Raw genomic sequence first — 16,954 nt, 5'->3', positions numbered from 1 at the left:
AGCCATACTCGGCCCCTCTCGGCAATTTCGGATGCCCAACCAAGCGTCGGAAAACAGGTGTTTTCCGATATCTAAGATGCCCGCTGAGGATGCCAGCTAGCCCCTGAAGGGCACATACCGAGTCTGATTTTGACTTTGAGCGGATAGTGAACATCTATAGAAATTCTCCCAATAATTGCTTCCCACTTGACGTAGTTCCGCTGACTTCCTCGAGGATATGACTTGCCTATATTTTGAACAGAATTGATAATCCCAATACCATGCTATTTTCAACCGTATATTATTGTTATAACAAAATCAACATATTAAAAAAATTGCCTCAGAAAAGCAAAATATTTTTATATTATATATGGCTTGTACGGAGTTTGCTTTCTAGTTATAGAGCCTTGTGAAATAATTTTCACAATATCTAACGTAGGGGATAATAATGTCTGATCAATCGCTCAAGATTGGGCTTGGCGCAGCGAGAATGACAAATCCACTTTCGGGAGATTTTGCAACAGATAGAACCCTTAATAGCGTATTCGCAGCTGCAAAAGGCGGTGCAGCGACTGTAAACTATTTTAACAATGCAAATCAAACTAGCAAGCTGTTTCAGCAGCTTATACAAGGTGGTGCAAACGCTTGGGAGACAGTCGAGGACGAAAACGGACTGCCGATTTACTATATCAAATCAAGCGATAGCGCCGGTAATTCATATTATATATCTATGCAAGCCAATTTGACGGTTGATAGCAACGGCAATCTCAATCCCAACGATACCACGCAAACAATCAACGGCGTAACCTTCAATGGTATCGGCGCCCTAACAATGAGTATCGGATACAACAATTCTCCTACGTCACAGGTACTCTGGTGGCTGGGAATGACCTCCATTGGTGCTGTCGGTTTTTCAATCCTGAAAAGTATTATCAAAGGGTGTATTGATAACGTCGCAAGCCAATATGCTGCGCAAATTGCAAACATCGGATTGGGAGATTTTACAGACCCGGCAGATCTCGATGATAGCATCAGCGAGGCAGACTCTGACGCCAGCACCGCTATCACTGAGGGAACGGAGGGAACGGTTGAAATAGAAATTTCGCTTTCGTGGAGTTTTATCGGGATCGGCCTCGGTATTGCCGCTGTATTCATTGTTCTATCGTTTATTTTTCATTCTTCGGCTCAGCGCGTACGACTTTGGAACGTGACGCGCTACAAGGCGATATGGTCTCTATATTTTGATGAGGGGAAGCTCGTTAGTGGGCCGGTAGAATTCAACAGCGATAGCAGCATAAAAAGCTATACACCGTTTATTCCAGTATGCTCTGGTTCTCCCGTTCCGGGAGCTTTGCCAGTAAATCAAGCTATGTATGGCGATATAAGTTTTAATAGTAATAGCCAAACTAATGGTATCGGTTACGCTATGCAGATACAACTTGTTGATGATCAGGGGAATGTCAAGTATACCTGCACGCTCATGTTTGATATTCCGTTGGTCGGAAAAAATTCTACATCTGTGACATTTAATACAGTTTCCAGTCTTTCAGATTATTATAATAACCAAGCAGGAGTAAATAATTCCATTATGCAGCAGGCGATGTCTTCTGACAATCTAATACAAGCAACGACTACTTATGACTATCTTGATGGTGAACATCCTATGCCCCAGCTGAATACCACAGATACGAATGAAGGATATTTTTACCAATCACTTATCCTCTTAGCCGAACAGGATTTGACTGCTGCTAATATCGCCCCTTGTGGATGTTAATGGTTCCAACTAGCGAAGTCGTATGATGCCACGCCCTGCCGGCAAACATGTATTTCACGGCAGGGCGTCGGCTGCCGGACAGCTGGCCGATCTCCGCCGTGGACTGTGCGCGACAAACCCTGTCGGATTGACGCCATGTACGGAAATCTAGCTTGGGAGGTTTTCCGTACATGCAAGCGTCGACCGCCGATTTCTATCCACAGCAGCCCATCGCATAACCCAAGCCACCGGCGCTGACCCTGGACGGACAACCCTCACGCCGCCCGCACCGCCTCCAGAAACCCCTGTACCTGCCCACGCAGGCGCTCGGCTTGGCCAGCAAGCTCCGAGGAGGTGGAGAGCACCTGGGTGGCGGCGTGGCCGGTCTCCCGGGCGGCCTGCGACACGCCCGCGATCGTCGCGGTGACGTCGCCGGTGCGGGTCGAGGCTTGGCCGACGGAGCTGACGATCGCCCGGGTCGCGCTGCCCTGCTCGCGCACGGTGCCGGCGATGACCTCGGCGGTGTCGCTCACCGCGTGGATCGTCTCGGTGATCCCGGCGATCGCCGTCACGGCCCGCCCGGTCGAGGCCTGGATCCACGCGATCTGCTCGGAAATCTCGGCCGTCGCCTTGGCGGTCTGGCCGGCGAGCTGCTTGACCTCCGCCGCGACGACCGCGAAGCCGCGCCCCGCCTCGCCGGCCCGGGCCGCCTCGATCGTCGCGTTGAGCGCCAGAAGGTTCGTCTGCTGGGCGATCCCTGAGATGAGGGCGAGCACGTCGCCGATCCGGTTGGCGGCACCGGCAAGGTCCGCCACGATCGTGCCGGCCTGCGCGGCCTCCGCGACCGCTTCCTTCGAGCGCTCGGCCGAGGCGGCGGCCTGGCGGTCGATCTCGCTGACCGAGGCGCCCAGCGTGCCGGCCGCGTCCGATACCATCCGGACGTTGCGGGCGGCATCGCCGGCGGCTTCCGCCACGGAGGCCGAGCGCCGGGCGGATTCGCCCGCGGTGGCGGTGAGCTGGGCCGCCGTCGCCTGCATCTCGGTCGCCGCCGCCGAGACCATGCCGACGACCTCGCCCACCGCCCGGTCGAAGCCCCGCACCAGGTCGTCCACCGCGCCGGCCCGCCGTTCGCGCTGCGCCCGGCCCGTCTCCTCCGCGGCGCGCAAGGCTTCGGCCTCGGCGAGGCCATCGCGAAACAGCCGGACCGAGCGGGCCATGGTGCCGACCTCGTCGCTCCGCTCCGTCCCCGGCACGGCCGCGTCGAGATGGCCCTCGGCGAGGGCCTGCATGGTACGGTCGAGGGCGGCGAGCGGCCGGCCGATATGCCGGGCGAGCGCCCAGGCGACGGCGAGCGCCGCCAGGGCGGCGAGGGCGAGCACGCCCAGCAGCGTCAGGGCGGCCCGGTGCCGCGCGGCGACCAGGTCCGAGATGTCGAGCGCCACCTCGATCGTGCCGATCGCCTGGCCGGCGAAGGTGACGAGCGGGCCGGCCGTCACGGCGGTCTCGCGCCCCGAGAGGGAGGTCTCGCGCCAGGAGATCGCCTTGGCCGTCGCCTCGGCGATCGATTGGGCGGTCGCCTCGGCCAGGGCCTCCGCATGACCGGCAGGGTCGAGCAGGGTCTTGTCCGAAAAGGTCGCCGCCAGGGTCGTGCGCGTGCCGTCCTTGACGAGGTGGAAGGCCAGGTCGACGCCGAGCCGCCGCTTCAGGTCGGCAAGGAAGCCGGCGCCGAGCGGGCTGCCGACATCGACGATGCCGACCGTGGCGCCGTTGCGCACGACCGGCACCGTGGCGAAGATCGCGATCGTGTCCCGCCCGGGCTCGATGCCGGTGGCGGGCCTGCCGCTCTGCAACACCGCCCGCACGGTGGCGCGGCGGGCGAGCACCGAATCGCCGTGGGCGTTCGGCGCGTGCAGCCGCGCGAGCGCGAGGCCGTCGGGACGGAAGAAGCTGACGAGCCGCAGGTTCAGGCCGTCGGCGAGCGGCGCTCCGAGCGCCGCGTAGCGCGCGAGGATCGCCGGGCGGTCGCCGGCCTGCATCGCCTCGCCGATCGCCGGGTCGTGGGCGAGGCCCGTCGAGACCGCCAGCGCCCGCTGGCCCTGGTCGGCCATCGCATCCGCCACCGCCCGATAGCGCTGGTTCAGGGCCGCGGCGATGGCGGCGTCGGCGGCCTCGTGCTGCTGCCGGTAGGCGGTCCATCCGAGGAGCGCGGTCGCCGTCAGCGAGCAGGCGAGCAGGGCGGCGGTGAGCTTGCCTCCGATGGAGCGCAGAGCGGGCAGGCGTCGCGAGGTCATGGCGGGGGGCAAAGGGCTCGGCAGGCCGGGGGCGACCGATTCGAGCCTGTCGATCCGACGTTAAGGGCGCGTGAAGCCCGGGCCATCCCCGGTCACGACCGGCGGAACGACCGTCGGTCGATTGCATCGGGCGTTCCCCATGGGAAGCCGTTGCAAGGCGAAATTCCGTTTTGCTCCATTGCCGGACGGCGCGCGATCCGCAAACCCAGGACTCGTCTTACCCCGGGCGAATCGCGGCGCCGTCTCATCGTCAGTCGCGGTAGCGCGCGGCGGCGTGCTCTTGCGAAAAATTCGGCACCATCGCCCGGCGTGCGGCCTCGAAGGCCTCCCACTGGCCCTCGTCCGGCAGGGACGGGATCGTCACCGCCTCGCGCCGGTCGAAACCTTTGAGCGCGGCATCGACCAGTTCGCCGACCGCCATCACGCCCGGCAGGCTCTCCACCGCCCGTCCCGAGCGCTCCCAGATCTCCGTGCGGGTCGCGGCCGGCAGCACGGCCTGGACGTAGAGGCCGCGCGGCCCCAGCTCCGACCGGAGGGCCTGCGACAGGGTCAGCACGTAGGCCTTGGTGGCCCCGTAGACGCCGGGCAGCCACTCGGGCGCAAGCGCCACCACCGAGCCGATATTGACGATCGCCCCGCTGCCCCGAGCGAGGAACCCCTGCGCGGCGGCGCCGGCGAGCCGCGTCAGCGCCACCACGTTGAGGTCGACGAGGCGGTATTGCGGCGTGAGGTCGGGGTCGGCGAAGCCTGCCGGGGCCGCCGCGCCGGCATTGTTGACGAGGAGCCCGAGTCGCGCATCGTCGCGCAGGCGCGCCTCGACCGCGGCGAGGCCCGACGGATCGGTGAGGTCGGCGGGCAGCACGTCGACCGCGACGCCGGTCTCCGACCGCAGCCGCGTCGCGAGGGCCTCGAGCCGGGCGGCGTCGCGCGCCACCAGCACCAGGGGATGGCCGCGCCGGGCGAGACGGTCGGCATAGGTCGCTCCGATGCCGGACGAGGCACCGGTGATCAGGGCGGCGGGCGTCTGGTCACTCATGGCAAAGCTCCTGGGTCGTGCTCCGGATCGGCGGTTTTTCATGACCACCGTCATGTTTGTATTGATGACGATCATCATCTAAGCCGTCAACCGACCGGTCCGCCGCCGCGTGCGCCGGCGCACAAGGGGCGCGCAACCTCCGCACAAGGCAGGGGCGTCAAGAGAGCGATGAGGCAGTGTCGCCTGCGCTGGGACGGGATTGGCGAAAAGAGATGTCCGGTCGCGAGCAAGCCGAAAGGCTCTGGAGCAACATCGTCGAACTCGGCCCCCGGCGCCTCGCCGCGCTCGGGCTCATCGGCCTCGTGGTGTTCCTGGCGGTGGGCCTGGGCGCCTACTACCTGAGCCGGCCGGCGCAGGAGACGCTCTATACCGGCCTCTCCCGCGAGGACGTGGCGCGCATCGGCGGCGTGCTCAAGGATGCCGGCATCCGCTTCGACGTGAGCGCCGACGGCGCCGCCGTGCTGGTGCCCTACGGCAATACCGCGCAAGCCCGGATGCTGCTCGCCGAGAAGGGCCTGCCGCAGAGCTCGAAGTCGGGCTACGAATTGTTCAACGACCTCGGGTCGCTGGGCATGACCTCGTTCATGCAGGAGGTGACGCGGGTCCGCGCGCTCGAGGGCGAGATCGCCCGCACGATCCAGGGCATGAAGGGCGTGCGCGCGGCGCGCGTCCACATCGTGCTGCCGGAGCGCGGCTCGTTCCGGCGCGACCAGCAGCCTCCCTCGGCCTCCGTGGTGGTGCGCACCGAGCCGGCCGACGACCGCAGCGGCGCCCAGGCGATCCGCCAGCTCGTCGCCTCGGCGATCCCCGGCATGAAGCCCGACCGGGTCACGGTGATCGGCGCCGACGGCACGCTGCTCCTGTCGGGCGACGACGGCGGCCAGGCCCCGACCGGCAAGATGGCGAGCCTGGAGAAGGACATGAGCCACGAGGTGCAGGACCGCATCCGCCGGGCGCTGACCCCCTATCTCGGGCTGGGCAACTTCGAGGTCAGCGTCGCGGCCCAGCTCAACACCGACAAGACCTCGACCAGCGAGACGATCTACAACCCCGACCAGCAGGTCGCCCGCTCGGTCCGCTCGACGCGCGAGAACGAGAACAGCCAGAACCGCAGCGCCCAGCGGCCGACTTCCGCCCAGCAGAACCTGCCCGACCAGCGCACCCGCTCGGACGGCAACGACACTGCCAGCAACGAGACCTCCAAGAAGGAGGACCTCACCAACTACGAGATCGGCCAGAAGGTCGTGCAGACGGTGAGCGACGGCTACGCGGTCAAGCATCTCTCGGTCGCGGTGCTGGTCAACCGCTCGCGCCTCGCCGCGCAGGCCGGCCAGACGGACAAGGACGCCGCCACCGTCAACCTCGACAAGCAGATCGCCGAGATCGAGCAGATCGTCGCCTCGGCGGCCGGCGCCAGCAAGGATCGCGGCGACACGGTCAAGGTCGCGGCGGTGAGCTTCATCAACGACGGCCAGGCCCTCGAGCCGGTGCCGCCGCTCAGCATCGCCGACGTGATGATGCGCCAGTCGGCGACCCTCATCAACGCGGCCACCATCCTGGTGGTGGCGGGTCTGCTGATCTGGTTCGGCCTGCGCCCGGCGCTCCGCGCCATCCTGGCGCCGCCGGAAGCCGCCCAGACCGAGATCGCGGCCCTGGAGGCGGCGGGTGCCGCGGCGCTACCGGGCGCCGCGATGGCCGAGGCCGGCGCCCTGCCGGCTCCCGGACAGGCCTTGCCGGGCGCCGTGCCCGGCCAGGCGGCGCTCGCCGGCCCCGACGGGATGCCCGCCATGGCGAGCCTCATCGAGGACATGGCCGAGAAGGCGAAGAACTCGCCGCAGAAGCGCCTGGAGCAGCTGATCGACCTCGACGAGGAGCAGGTCGCCGCGATCCTCAAGCGCTGGCTGATGCGTGAGGAAATGGCGTGATGGACGCGCCGATCGCCCGCTACCTGCCGGAATTCGCACCCGCGCCGGTTCCGTCCCAGGCCGCGTCGACCCCGGCCTTCGGCGACCCCTGGGCCGGCCTCGCCCGGGCCCCCCGCGCACCCATCCCCGTCCCCGAGACCCCGGACGCGATCCGGGTCGAGCCGGCCCGGACGGAACGTCCGGCGACGGAACGTCCGGCGGCCGGGCTGCTCGACGGCCCCCCGGCGGATTGGCAGGACGGCCTGCTGCCGCGTCCGGTCAAGTCCTCGATCGACACGCCCTCGATCGTGATACCCCCCGTCGTCGCCTCGTCCGGCCTGCCCCCCGTCTTGCCCCCCGTCTTGGCCGCCATCGCGGCCCAGGCCCTCGCCGTCCCGCCCGCGGCCGAGCCGGCGGCCGTCGCCTCGCCCTTCGTCAAGCCGGCCGCGCCCAAGCGCGAGACGCCGGAGGAGCGCGCCGCTCTGCTCGCCGCCGCCGAGGAGCGCGGCCGGCAGCAGGGCCTGGCCGAGGCGCGGGAGGAGGCGGAGATCGCCCGCCTCCGGGCGGCGCAAGCCGCGGAAGCCCGCCTCGCCGAGGCGCGCCGGCACTGGAGCGAGGCCGAGGCCGAGGCCCTGGCCGACGGCTTCGCGGCGGCGCTCCGCGCCCTCGACGCGACCCTGTCGGACCGGATCGCCCGGCTGCTGGTGCCGGTCCTGACCGACGCCCTGCGCCGCCAGGCGGTGGCGGAGCTGAGCGGCGCCCTGACGCGGCTGCTGGCCGAGCCGCAGGCGGCCAATATCCGGGTGAGCGGGCCGGAAGACCTGCTGGCGGCGCTCGCCGCCCGCCTCGGGCCGCTTTCGGCCTCCGTCTCGTTCACCACGGCGGAGATCGCGGAGGTGCAGGTGAGCGCCGACCAGACCGTGATCGATACCCAGCTCGGCGCCTGGACGCGCCTCATCGCGGCGGCGGTGGCGGAGACCTGAGATGTCCGAAGGCCACCAGGAAATCATCATCATCAAGCGGCACGGCGACCACGAGGACGGCCATCACGGCGGCGCGTGGAAGATCGCGCTCGCCGACTTCATGACCGCCATGATGGCGCTGTTCCTCGTGATGTGGCTGATCAACTCCACCAGCAAGGAGCAGAAGCAGACCATCGCCGAGTACTTCAACCCGGTGAAGCTCGCCGAGGTCACCCACGACAAGAAGGGTCTGCGCGATCCCCACGACACCCCCTCCGAGCCCGGTGCCGAGGGCGGCAAGGCCGAGGGCAAGGGGGCTGAGGGCAAGGGGGAAGGCAAGGGCGAGGGCAAGGCCGGCGACAAGGCGAGCGAGGCCGCGCCGGGCAGCCGGGCGCGGGAATCGGCGCTGTTCCAGGACCCCTACGCCGTGCTGGCGCGGCTCGCCTCCGAGGGCGAGCGCGGCGACACGGCGAGTTCCGACGCGGCCGCGGTCGAATCCGGCCAGCCCGGCATCAGCGGCGGCGACGCGGCGCGCGATCCGTTCGATCCGCTCTACTGGCAGGTCGAGCCGCTGCCGCGCCACCGCACCGAGCGGCCGGGCAAGGTCGGCACCGCGGTCTCGGCCCCGTCCGAGAACCGCCTCGACGCCGCCGGCCAGGTGGCGGCGGCCAAGCCGCGCGACCCGAAGGACGCACCCACCCGCGTCGCCTCGGCCGAGGACGGGCTGCCGCTCACCCCGAAGGACCCGTCGAAGGACGCCGCCAAGGACGCCATGAAGTCGGCCGCACTCAAGGCGCCGGCGCCCGTGGACGCCCCGAAGGATTCTGCCAAGGATCAGGCCAAGGATCCGAAGGATTCGACCAAGGAGAAGGCCGCCGAGACCGCCGCGGTCGCCGCCATGAAGGCCGAGATCGCCAAGGCGGTGGCGCCGCTCGCCACCGGCACGCCGACCCCGAAGGTCGAGGTGCGCCGCTCGGGCGAAGGCATTCTGATCAGCATCACCGACGAGATCGACTTCAGCATGTTCGGGGTCGGCTCGGCCGAGCCGACCCCGAAGGTGGTGCGGGCGATCGAGAAGATCGCCAAGGTGATCAACGCCCGACCCGGCCGCATCGTGGTCCGCGGCCATACCGATGCGCGGCCGTTCCGCTCCGACACCTACGACAACTGGCGCCTCTCGACGGCCCGGGCGCAGATGGCCTCCTACATGCTGGTGCGCGGCGGCGTCGACGAGTCCCGGATCGAGCGCATCGAGGGCTATGCCGACCGCCAGCCGCGCAACCCCGCCGACCCGAAGGCGGCGGAGAACCGGCGCATCGAGATCCTGGTCCGGGGGCTGCCCGAATGAGCCGCCGCCGCAAAGCCGGCCTCGCGACGGCCGGACTTCTCCTCGCCGCCGGTCTCCTGACGACGCTGCCGGCCCGCGCCGCCGGGGACGGCCATGGCGGCGGCGACGGCCATGCCGCGCCCGCCGCCGATGCCCATGGCGGGGGAGGGGACGGCCATGGCGGCCACGGCGCGCCGGCCAAGCCCATCGAGCCGCTGCCGGTGGCGCCCCGCGGTCTGCCGGTCGAGCTGGTGCGCACGCTGCAGCTCCTGCAGGACCGGATCGCCCGCGGCTCGACCCAGGCCCATCTCGCCCAGCGCCAGCTCCTCGGCCATATCGAGCAGCGCCTGCTCGCCCTCGATCCGGACACGTGGGCAGCGCCCGAGAACGTGCGGGCGGCGGTGACCTTCGCGCTCAGCGGCGGCGGTCCGGCGGTCCTGCGGCGGATGCGCGAGGCGGCCAAGCTGTCGGAGGACGATTCGGCCCTGGTGCGCGGCGCGCTCGCCTATCTGGAGGGCCGCGAGCGCGAGGCCCGGACCCTGCTCGGCCGCTTCGATCCGCGCAGCCAGCCCCCCGGCCTCGCCGGCCAGCTCGCCCTGACTCTCGCCGCGGTCACCGTGCGCGAGGCCCCGCGCAAGGCGATCGAGCTTCTCGACCTCGCCCGCCTGCTCGCCCCCGGCACCCTGGTGGAGGAGGGGGCCCTGCGCCGCGAGATCTTCATCCACGCCCAGGGCGGGGATTCCCGGCGCTTCGAGGCTTTGTCGATCCAGTACCTGCGGCGGTTCCGCCGCTCGGTCTATGCCGGCAATTTCCGCCAGCGCTTCGCCACGGCGCTGACCCGCCTCGACTTCGACAGCGACCGCGCGCGCGTCGACCGGCTGGAGCGGATGCTGGACGAGATCGAGCCGGGGGAGCGGCGCGACCTCTATCTCCTGGTCGCCCGGGCCGGGCTCGACCAGGGACGGCGCGAGACCGCGACCTTCGCGGCCGAGCGGGCGCTCAGCCTCGCCTCGCCCGACAGCGAGGCCGCCGCCCGGGCCCGGCTCTACCGCGCCGCCGCCCTGATCGTGGTCGACGGGCGCTACGAGGACGGGCTCGAGGGCCTGCGCGCCGTCGACCGGGCCGGGCTCGACGCGCCCGACCGTGCCCTCCTCGAGGCCGCCCTCTCCACCGCCCGCCAGATCCGCGGCGGCGCACCGCCGGTACCCGCGGTGGAGCCCCCGCTACCGACCGCCGAGGCCGCCCCCGCCGACGGCAAGCGCCAGATTCCCGAGGCCGCGTCGATCGCCCGGGCGCGCGAAGCGCTCGCGCAGGTCGACCGGATGATCGACAGGACCGACCCGTGACTCCCCTCGACGCGATGCTGACGGGCCCGCGGCCGCGCCTCGACGGCGCCCGCAATGCCGGCGACCCGACCCCTCAGAATTCCGGTGCCGGCTTCGATGCCGTGCTCGGGCTCCTCGAGAAGGGCGAGCGCCCCGCACCCGCGACCCCGCCCGAGGCCGGCACCGGTCCGGCCGCCGAGACCGCTTCCGCGCGCGCCGATGCGTCCCCGCGTTCCGCGACCCTGGGCGCGCTCCTCGCCGGCGTGGTCCCTGCCGGGTCCGTCCGTCCGGGCGACGCCGCCCTCGCCGCCCTGATGGAGCGGGCTGCCGGCCGGATTCCCGCGCCGGGCCCGGCCGCGAACGCCCCGGCAGGGCTGGGCGCCGCCGTGCCTGGAGCGCCCGCCACCCCGGCCGCGCCGCCGGCCGCCGCCCGGGTGACGGTCGCCGAGCCTGCATCCCCGCTCGCCCCGCCGCTCGCAGTCCCGGAATCTCTCCCGACGGTGCCGCCGACGGCTCCGCAGCTCGCAACCCTGCCGAGCCCGGCGTCGCGGGAGGCGTCGGCCGCCGGATCGAAGCGGGAGGCGGCGCCTCACCCCGCATTGTCGGGCGCCGTGGCGGAGGCCCCGAATCCGGCGCCGAGCCCCAGGATCGCCGCAGCCGTCCCGGATCAGGACAGCGCCGCCCCCGACCCGGAGACCGCACCGGATCTCGCTCCGGCCGGTGCGGCTCCGCTCGCTGCCGTCCCGTGGCCGACCCGCACCGATGCGGCGATCCCGTTGCCGGCCCCAATCGCGCCGCCGGCCGCGGCCGGCACGCCCACCGCCGCGATGCCGTCGCGAGCGTCGGGATTCGAGGTCGACACGGTCGCGTCGGTCGTTGCGACGCGGCCGGCCATGACCGTTATCGCGCAGGAGACGCATTTCGCCCCTGTCGCGACGCCCAGCCTTGCGGCGCGCCCGGCCGCCACCGCGACGACGGGTTCTCCGGCCACTGGATCGGGTGCTGCGCCGTCGGCTCCCGCGCCGGTCGCTGTCGCCCCCGTTCTCGCCGCACCTGTCCTTGCCGCTCCCATGCCGGCCGCGTCGCCGCCTGCCGCCGCGACGGCGCTGCCACCGAGGGGCGAGTCGGCTCCCGGTGCCGCCGAGGATCGGGTCACGGCCGATACACCCCCCGTCCCGGGCCCGCGCGAGGCGGCGGGCCCCGCGGCCGGCCCCTCGCTTCAGGAGGCCGTGGCCGCGGCATCCCCGCAGCCCGCGATGCCGCAGCACGGATCGGCCGGTGATCCGGTCCAGGCGAGCCAGGCTGCGACGCCGCCGCCGCCCGCCCGCCAGGCCTCCGTCGACCAAGCCCCCGCCGTGCCGGGCGCCACTCTCCCGCCGGGTGCGGCCGTGACGGGGCCGCCTGCGGGTGCGGCGTCGCCGGTCCCGGCAGATCGCGTGGCGGCGGCCACGCCTCGGCCCGAAACGAGCACGCCGGCCACCGGCCGCCCGGCTGCGATGCCCGCCGCGGCGGGCGGCGCGCCGTCATTCGAGGCTGCCGGGACTCCGGACGATACGGCCTCCGAACCGAAGACATCCGGCCTGGCCGGGACGGCGGAGCCGCTGCGGCACGGAGGAGCCACATCCGCCGCGCCGGCATCCGATGCCAGGCCGTCGCCGGAGGCGGAGCCTCTGCAGGACGTCAAGGCCGTGCAGGACGCCAGGGCTCCGCAGGACGCCAAGGCTCCGCAGGACGCGAAGGCTCCGCAGGACGCGAAGGCTCCGCAGGACGCCAAGGCTCCGCAGGACGCCAGGGCTGCGCAGGACGCCAGGGCTGCGCAGGACGCCAGGGCTGCGCAGGACGCCAGGGCTGCGCAGGACGTCAAGGCTCCGCAGGACGCCAAGGCTCCGCAGGACGCCAAGGCTCCGCAGGACGCCAAGGCTCCGCAGGACGCCAAGGCTCCGCAGGACGCCAAGGCTCCGCAGGACGCCAAGGCTCCGCAGGACGCCAAGGCTCCGCAGGACGCCAAGGCTCCGCAGGACGCCAAGGCTCCGCAGGACGCCAAGGCTCCGCAGGACGCCAGGGCTGCGCAGGACGCCAAGGCTCCGCAGGACGCCAAGGCTCCGCAGGACGCCAAGGCTCCGCAGGACGCCAAGGCTCCGCAGGACGCCAGGGCTCCGCAGGACGCCAGGGCTGCGCAGGACGCCAGGGCTCCGCAGGACGCCAGGGCTCCGCAGGACGCCAAGCCGCATCAAGAGATCAAATCCGTTTCCGAGACCAGGATCGCCGCCCCGGCCACGCCCGGCGAGCGCCGGGCCGAGGACGCGGCGGCGAGCGTGTCCGCCCCCGTCTCCGCGGCTGAGCCTATTCCGGCCCATGCCCCGGCGGCCCTGCCCCTCACCACCCTGCGCCAGATCGCCGATGCGGTGGCGACCGGAGCCGCGACCCTGCCCGATCCCACCCCGGTCCGAGCCGGGGCGGTCGCGGCGGCCTGGAGCGCCGCCGCCCAGGCGGACGGACCGGTGCGGCTCCTGACGCTGCAGCTGCGCCCGGCCGAGCTCGGCCAGGTCCTGGTCCGGATGCGGCTGCAGGATGGCCGCCTGGAGATGAGCCTGCGGGCCGAGCGCGAGGAGACCGCCGATCTCCTGCGGCGCGACGGCGGGCTCCTGAGCGCCCTGGTGCGCGAGGCCGGCTACCAGCCCGATCTCGTCACGGTGCAGGCCGGCCGCCTGCCGGGCCAGCCCGATGCGTCGCCGCAAGGGGCGCCGCCAGGCGGCGGCCAATCCCTGCCGTCCTTCGCGGGCGGGCAGCAGCAGGGCGGCGCGAGCCCGGACCAGCCGGCCCGCCGCACCCCCGACGCGCCAGAGGAAGGCGGGCGCCGGACCATGGAGCAGAGAGATGATGCGCGTACCGGCGATCGCGACCGCGGCGGTCTTTACCTTTAGCGCCGCCCTCGGCGCCGTCTCGGGCGCGCAGGCCGCCGCCACGGTCTCCGGGGCCGCCAAGGCGCCGCTGCCCGCGACCGGCAACGTCTGCGAGCAGCAGATGGCGCAGGCCGCCGCGCGCCACGGCGTGCCGCTGGGCATGCTCTACGCCGTCGGGCTGACCGAGAGCGGCAACCGCGGCTCGCTGCAGCCCTATGCGATGAATATCGGCGGCAAGGCCTATTTCGGCACGAACGCCGCCGACGTGATCCGGCGCCTCGGCGAGGCGCAGGCCAGCGGCGTGCGCCTGGTCGATCTCGGCTGCATGCAGATCAACCATTACTATCACCGGGCGAAGTTCGCCTCGCTCGAGGCGATGATCGACCCGCGCCAGAACGTCGAATACGCGACGGTCTTCCTCAAGGAGCTGAAGGCCCGGGAGGGCAGCTGGACCCTGGCGGTGGCCCGCTATCACGCCGGTCCGAACAACAACCCGGCCCAGAAGCAGTATGTCTGCCGGGTGATCGCCAACATGGTGGCTTCCGGATTCGGCCAGTGGACGCCGGGGGCCAAAAATTTCTGCAAGTAAAGGAATTTCTGCAAGTAAGGGACGTTCTGAGAGTAAAGGGCGTTCTGCAACCGAAAGGTTGGGCCGACGAGGAGGTTGCGAGCCGTCGGTATTTTGCGCGGATGCCCGGGAAGAGGGCCGTCCGCTACGTCATGCCGGAACCACGCGGTGCCCGGGAGCGCGGGGCGGACGCCTCTCACCCGACATAGGTGTAGCCGATATAGCGCTTGGCCTCGATCGGGTCGTGGCCGAGGGCTTGCGCCAGCTTCTTGCGCAGCTTGCTGACATGGCCCTCGACCACGCTCTCCTCGACGCCGTCGCTGTAGACGCCGTAGACGCCGTTGAAGAGCTGGCTCTTGGTCACACGCCGGCCGCGGTTGCGCACCAGGAACTCCAGGATGTGCCGCTCCCGCCGCGGCAGGGACAGCGGCACGCCGTCGATCTCGGGGTCGCGCCCGTCGAAGAACACCTTCAGGCGCTCCGGTCCCCGACCTTGCGCGGCAGGGGCGCCCGGCAGTTCGTCCGGCGTGGCGGGGGCCGGTTCGGGGCTTTGCGCCGCCTCTCCGTTGACCCGGCGCCAGATCGCCTCGGCCCGGGCCAGGATCTCGCGGACATGGACGGGCTTGGGCAGTACGTCGTCGATGCCGGCATCGAACAGCACCAGGGTCTGCTCCAGCGAGCGCGAATCGGCCAGCGCGATGATCGGGGCGCGGGATTGCCGACGGATCGTGCTGGCGCAGCGGGCACGCTCGTCGAAATCACCCAGCAGGAAGCCCTGCACCGCGTCGAGGTCGCTGCGGGAGGCCGATTCGATCCAGCTTGTGAACTCCTCGGGAGAAAGGGAAAAGGAAGATACTCCTTCCCTGTCGAACCCGGCCTTGAAGCCCGCATTCACCGATTTCCTGGCATCAACCAAGAAATACATCTGTCGCACCCTCATCGAGCCCGGCCGGACCGTGCCGCACCGACCTGCGCCCATCTTGCCGTACCGACCGGAACCTTGGGTCGTCCGACGCATGACGAAGCCCGCGCCGGCCCGAATTCCATCGGCGTCCGATTTGCCCTGACCGAATTCATGTCCGGGCGGCTGCGGCGGGTCAATGACCGCCGCACCGCAGCAAGCCCGCTTCGCAGGACTTTTTTAGGAAACCCCGGGGGTGTGTGCGGACGGACGCGTTAGACGGGGGTTAGCCCGACCGGAGGCGGACACGGCTGATTCGGCCTCAAGATATTGATCTCGCGCCTCTTTCCGTGCCCGCTCCCGGTTGCCGGACAATCCTCGGGCAGCGGCGGACATTGCGGCGGAATCAAGGAGCGGAGCGCAGGTCGCGGGTATCTCTGATAGGTCGGACCGGGCGCCGATTCGTCAGGAGAGCCGGGCTTCCGAGAGGGCGCGGGCGAAGGTGTCGAGGTGCAGGGGCGGGCCTTCCTCGGCGAGGATGCGCTGGATCGCCACGCCGACGAAGCAGCCGTCGAGGACGAGCTTGAAGAACACCGTCACGGGCTTGGCCGCGAATTCCATGTCGAGCACCACCTGCATCGAGCGGCCCCAGTCGAGGCAGACGTCGGCGGCATCGGCATAGGTGAGGGTCGCGTGTTTGAAGAACGGCTCGGCCGAGGAGGCGACGAGGTCGGCGATGTTGCCGTGGCGCTCGCCCCGCACCCAGCCGATCAGCACGCTGCCGTCGAGCAGGCAGAACTCGGTGATGAAGTCGCGGAGCGTCGTCGCGAAGACCTCCTCGGCCGCCGCGATCACGTCCCGGGAGATCGGCCGGGCCTGCGCGAGATCGTGGTCGTGAGGGATCATCGTTGTCTCGCGAACAGGAAGAACAGGATCTGCGCGACCGCGCGGTAGAATTCCGCAGGGATCATCTGGTCGACTTGGACAGCATCGTACAGCGATCTTGCGAGAGGCTTGTCTTCGATCACCGGGATGCCTTTCTGCTCGGCGATCTCGCGGATGCGCAGGGCGATGAGGTCCTGGCCCTTGGCGAGCACGATCGGTGCCGGGCCCTCGGAGGGCTCGTAGCGGAGCGCGATCGCGAAATGGGTCGGGTTGGCGATGACGACGGTGGCGCGGTCGACCTGGCCGAGCATCCGCTTGCGGTTGCGGTCCTGGGCGAGCGAGCGAAGGCGCGCCTTGACGGTCGGATCGCCCTCGATCTGCTTGTGTTCGTCCTTGATCTCCTGGCGCGACATCTTGAGCGAGCGCTGCCAGCGCAGGCGCGCCCAGACGAGGTCGCCCGCCACGATCACGATGGTGGCGATGCTCACGGCCGAGACCAGGCGGATCGCGGTCGTCAGGATCAGCTCGGGGAGCTGGCTCGGGTCGACGAACATGGCACTCACGGCTTTGGCCTGTTCCGAGCGCAGGAGCAGGAGGACGACGAGACTGACCGATGAGACTTTAAGGACGGCTTTCAGGAACTCGACCTGGCCGGAGCGGCCGAAGATCCGTCCCCAGCCCGAGGCCGGCGAGACGCGGTTCCATTTCGGGGCGATCCGGTCGGTGACGAGGCTCGGGACATTCTGGGCGAGGGAAGCGACGAGGCCGAAGCCGGAGAGGACCAGCAGGATCGGCGTGAGGAAACGGGCGAGGGCGAAGCCGGTCGCCTGCATCAGGGTCAGCGCGTCCTCGGCCGAGGCCAGGGAGAAGCCCCCCGGATGGTCGAGGAACGAGGAGAGGTCCCGGGCGAGCTCTGCCGCCTGCCCCCGCACCACCAGGCTCAGGCAGACCAGGAGGCCGAGGATCGAGGCGAAGACCGGGGCCTCGCGGGAGAACGGCACGTCGCCCTTCTCGATCGCGTCGCGCACCTTCCGCTCGGTGGCGGCCTCGGTCTTGCTCTCCTGGTCGGTCTCGTCAGACATGCGACGCCGCGCGGAGCGCGGGCCCCGCCCCGGCGGGA

Annotated in this window: 12 protein-coding genes; 7 read left to right on the top strand and 5 right to left on the bottom strand. The window is 69.8% G+C overall.

Going from position 1 to position 16,954, the window contains the following annotated elements; genetic code table 11:
- Positions 1–427: 427 nt before the first annotated feature.
- Positions 428–1,753 carry a hypothetical protein gene (locus AC3AOF_RS11195; RefSeq protein WP_488348560.1) on the top strand — a complete coding sequence of 442 codons (1,326 nt, stop codon included), beginning with the start codon at positions 428–430 and terminating at the stop codon, positions 1,751–1,753.
- Between the two features lie 254 nt (positions 1,754–2,007).
- Here AC3AOF_RS11195 and AC3AOF_RS11190 read toward each other — a convergent pair whose 3' ends face one another.
- Together AC3AOF_RS11190 and AC3AOF_RS11185 are read right to left on the bottom strand one after the other, a co-directional pair.
- Complete coding sequence (locus tag AC3AOF_RS11190) at positions 2,008–4,023, bottom strand: methyl-accepting chemotaxis protein (RefSeq protein WP_488348559.1); 2,016 nt, start codon at positions 4,021–4,023, stop codon at positions 2,008–2,010.
- 250 nt (positions 4,024–4,273) lie between these two features.
- Positions 4,274–5,059, bottom strand: a complete 786-nt coding sequence (locus AC3AOF_RS11185; RefSeq protein ID WP_488348558.1) for an SDR family NAD(P)-dependent oxidoreductase — start codon at positions 5,057–5,059, stop codon at positions 4,274–4,276.
- A 212-nt stretch (positions 5,060–5,271) separates the two neighbouring features.
- On the opposite strand from AC3AOF_RS11185, the gene fliF reads away from it, so the two are divergent.
- The 6 genes from fliF to AC3AOF_RS11155 are packed head-to-tail and all read left to right on the top strand — an operon-like array spanning position 5,272 to position 14,069.
- Entirely contained in the window at positions 5,272–6,984 is a 1,713-nt protein-coding gene (fliF, locus tag AC3AOF_RS11180; RefSeq protein ID WP_236992382.1) for a flagellar basal-body MS-ring/collar protein FliF, read from the top strand.
- The gene (locus AC3AOF_RS11175; RefSeq protein ID WP_488348557.1) at positions 6,984–7,946 is read left to right on the top strand and encodes a hypothetical protein; all 963 of its coding nucleotides are present in this window, start codon (positions 6,984–6,986) and stop codon (positions 7,944–7,946) included. Before fliF ends, AC3AOF_RS11175 begins: the two co-directional genes overlap by 1 nt.
- A 1-nt stretch (position 7,947) precedes the next feature.
- Positions 7,948–9,273, top strand: coding sequence for a MotB family protein (locus AC3AOF_RS11170; protein ID WP_488348556.1), 1,326 nt, complete (start codon positions 7,948–7,950; stop codon positions 9,271–9,273).
- Complete coding sequence (locus tag AC3AOF_RS11165) at positions 9,270–10,598, top strand: chemotaxis protein (protein ID WP_236992379.1); 1,329 nt, start codon at positions 9,270–9,272, stop codon at positions 10,596–10,598. Before AC3AOF_RS11170 ends, AC3AOF_RS11165 begins: the two co-directional genes overlap by 4 nt.
- Positions 10,595–13,501, top strand: a complete 2,907-nt coding sequence (gene fliK, locus AC3AOF_RS11160) for a flagellar hook-length control protein FliK (protein ID WP_488348555.1) — start codon at positions 10,595–10,597, stop codon at positions 13,499–13,501. Before AC3AOF_RS11165 ends, fliK begins: the two co-directional genes overlap by 4 nt.
- The gene (locus AC3AOF_RS11155; protein ID WP_236992378.1) at positions 13,455–14,069 is read left to right on the top strand and encodes a transglycosylase SLT domain-containing protein; all 615 of its coding nucleotides are present in this window, start codon (positions 13,455–13,457) and stop codon (positions 14,067–14,069) included. Before fliK ends, AC3AOF_RS11155 begins: the two co-directional genes overlap by 47 nt.
- Before the next feature lie 175 nt (positions 14,070–14,244).
- Here the strand turns inward: AC3AOF_RS11155 and AC3AOF_RS11150 are convergent, their stop codons facing one another.
- The 3 genes from AC3AOF_RS11150 to flhB form a co-directional block, all read right to left on the bottom strand.
- A complete protein-coding gene (locus AC3AOF_RS11150) occupies positions 14,245–14,973 on the bottom strand; it encodes a response regulator transcription factor (RefSeq protein ID WP_236992377.1) in 729 nt (242 codons plus the stop codon).
- 441 nt (positions 14,974–15,414) lie between these two features.
- Entirely contained in the window at positions 15,415–15,855 is a 441-nt protein-coding gene (locus AC3AOF_RS11145) for a hypothetical protein (RefSeq protein ID WP_236992376.1), read from the bottom strand.
- A complete protein-coding gene (flhB, locus tag AC3AOF_RS11140; RefSeq protein ID WP_236992375.1) occupies positions 15,852–16,916 on the bottom strand; it encodes a flagellar biosynthesis protein FlhB in 1,065 nt (354 codons plus the stop codon). Before flhB ends, AC3AOF_RS11145 begins: the two co-directional genes overlap by 4 nt.
- Positions 16,917–16,954: the final 38 nt, after the last annotated feature.

Source organism: Methylobacterium sp. 142-1Y, from assembly GCF_057747795.1.
The sequence above is the reverse complement of the archived record's forward strand: the minus strand, read 5'-3'. Positions and strand labels throughout refer to the sequence as shown.

Bases quoted from the DNA above. Each gene is read 5' to 3' on its own strand.
- AC3AOF_RS11195 (WP_488348560.1), top strand. From the start codon at position 428: ATGTCTGATCAATCGCTCAAGATTGGGCTTGGCGCAGCGAGAATGACA.
- AC3AOF_RS11190 (WP_488348559.1), bottom strand. From the start codon at position 4,023: ATGACCTCGCGACGCCTGCCCGCTCTGCGCTCCATCGGAGGCAAGCTC.
- AC3AOF_RS11185 (WP_488348558.1), bottom strand. From the start codon at position 5,059: ATGAGTGACCAGACGCCCGCCGCCCTGATCACCGGTGCCTCGTCCGGC.
- fliF (WP_236992382.1), top strand. From the start codon at position 5,272: ATGTCCGGTCGCGAGCAAGCCGAAAGGCTCTGGAGCAACATCGTCGAA.
- AC3AOF_RS11175 (WP_488348557.1), top strand. From the start codon at position 6,984: ATGGACGCGCCGATCGCCCGCTACCTGCCGGAATTCGCACCCGCGCCG.
- AC3AOF_RS11170 (WP_488348556.1), top strand. From the start codon at position 7,948: ATGTCCGAAGGCCACCAGGAAATCATCATCATCAAGCGGCACGGCGAC.
- AC3AOF_RS11165 (WP_236992379.1), top strand. From the start codon at position 9,270: ATGAGCCGCCGCCGCAAAGCCGGCCTCGCGACGGCCGGACTTCTCCTC.
- AC3AOF_RS11155 (WP_236992378.1), top strand. From the start codon at position 13,455: ATGATGCGCGTACCGGCGATCGCGACCGCGGCGGTCTTTACCTTTAGC.
- AC3AOF_RS11150 (WP_236992377.1), bottom strand. From the start codon at position 14,973: ATGTATTTCTTGGTTGATGCCAGGAAATCGGTGAATGCGGGCTTCAAG.
- AC3AOF_RS11145 (WP_236992376.1), bottom strand. From the start codon at position 15,855: ATGATCCCTCACGACCACGATCTCGCGCAGGCCCGGCCGATCTCCCGG.
- flhB (WP_236992375.1), bottom strand. From the start codon at position 16,916: ATGTCTGACGAGACCGACCAGGAGAGCAAGACCGAGGCCGCCACCGAG.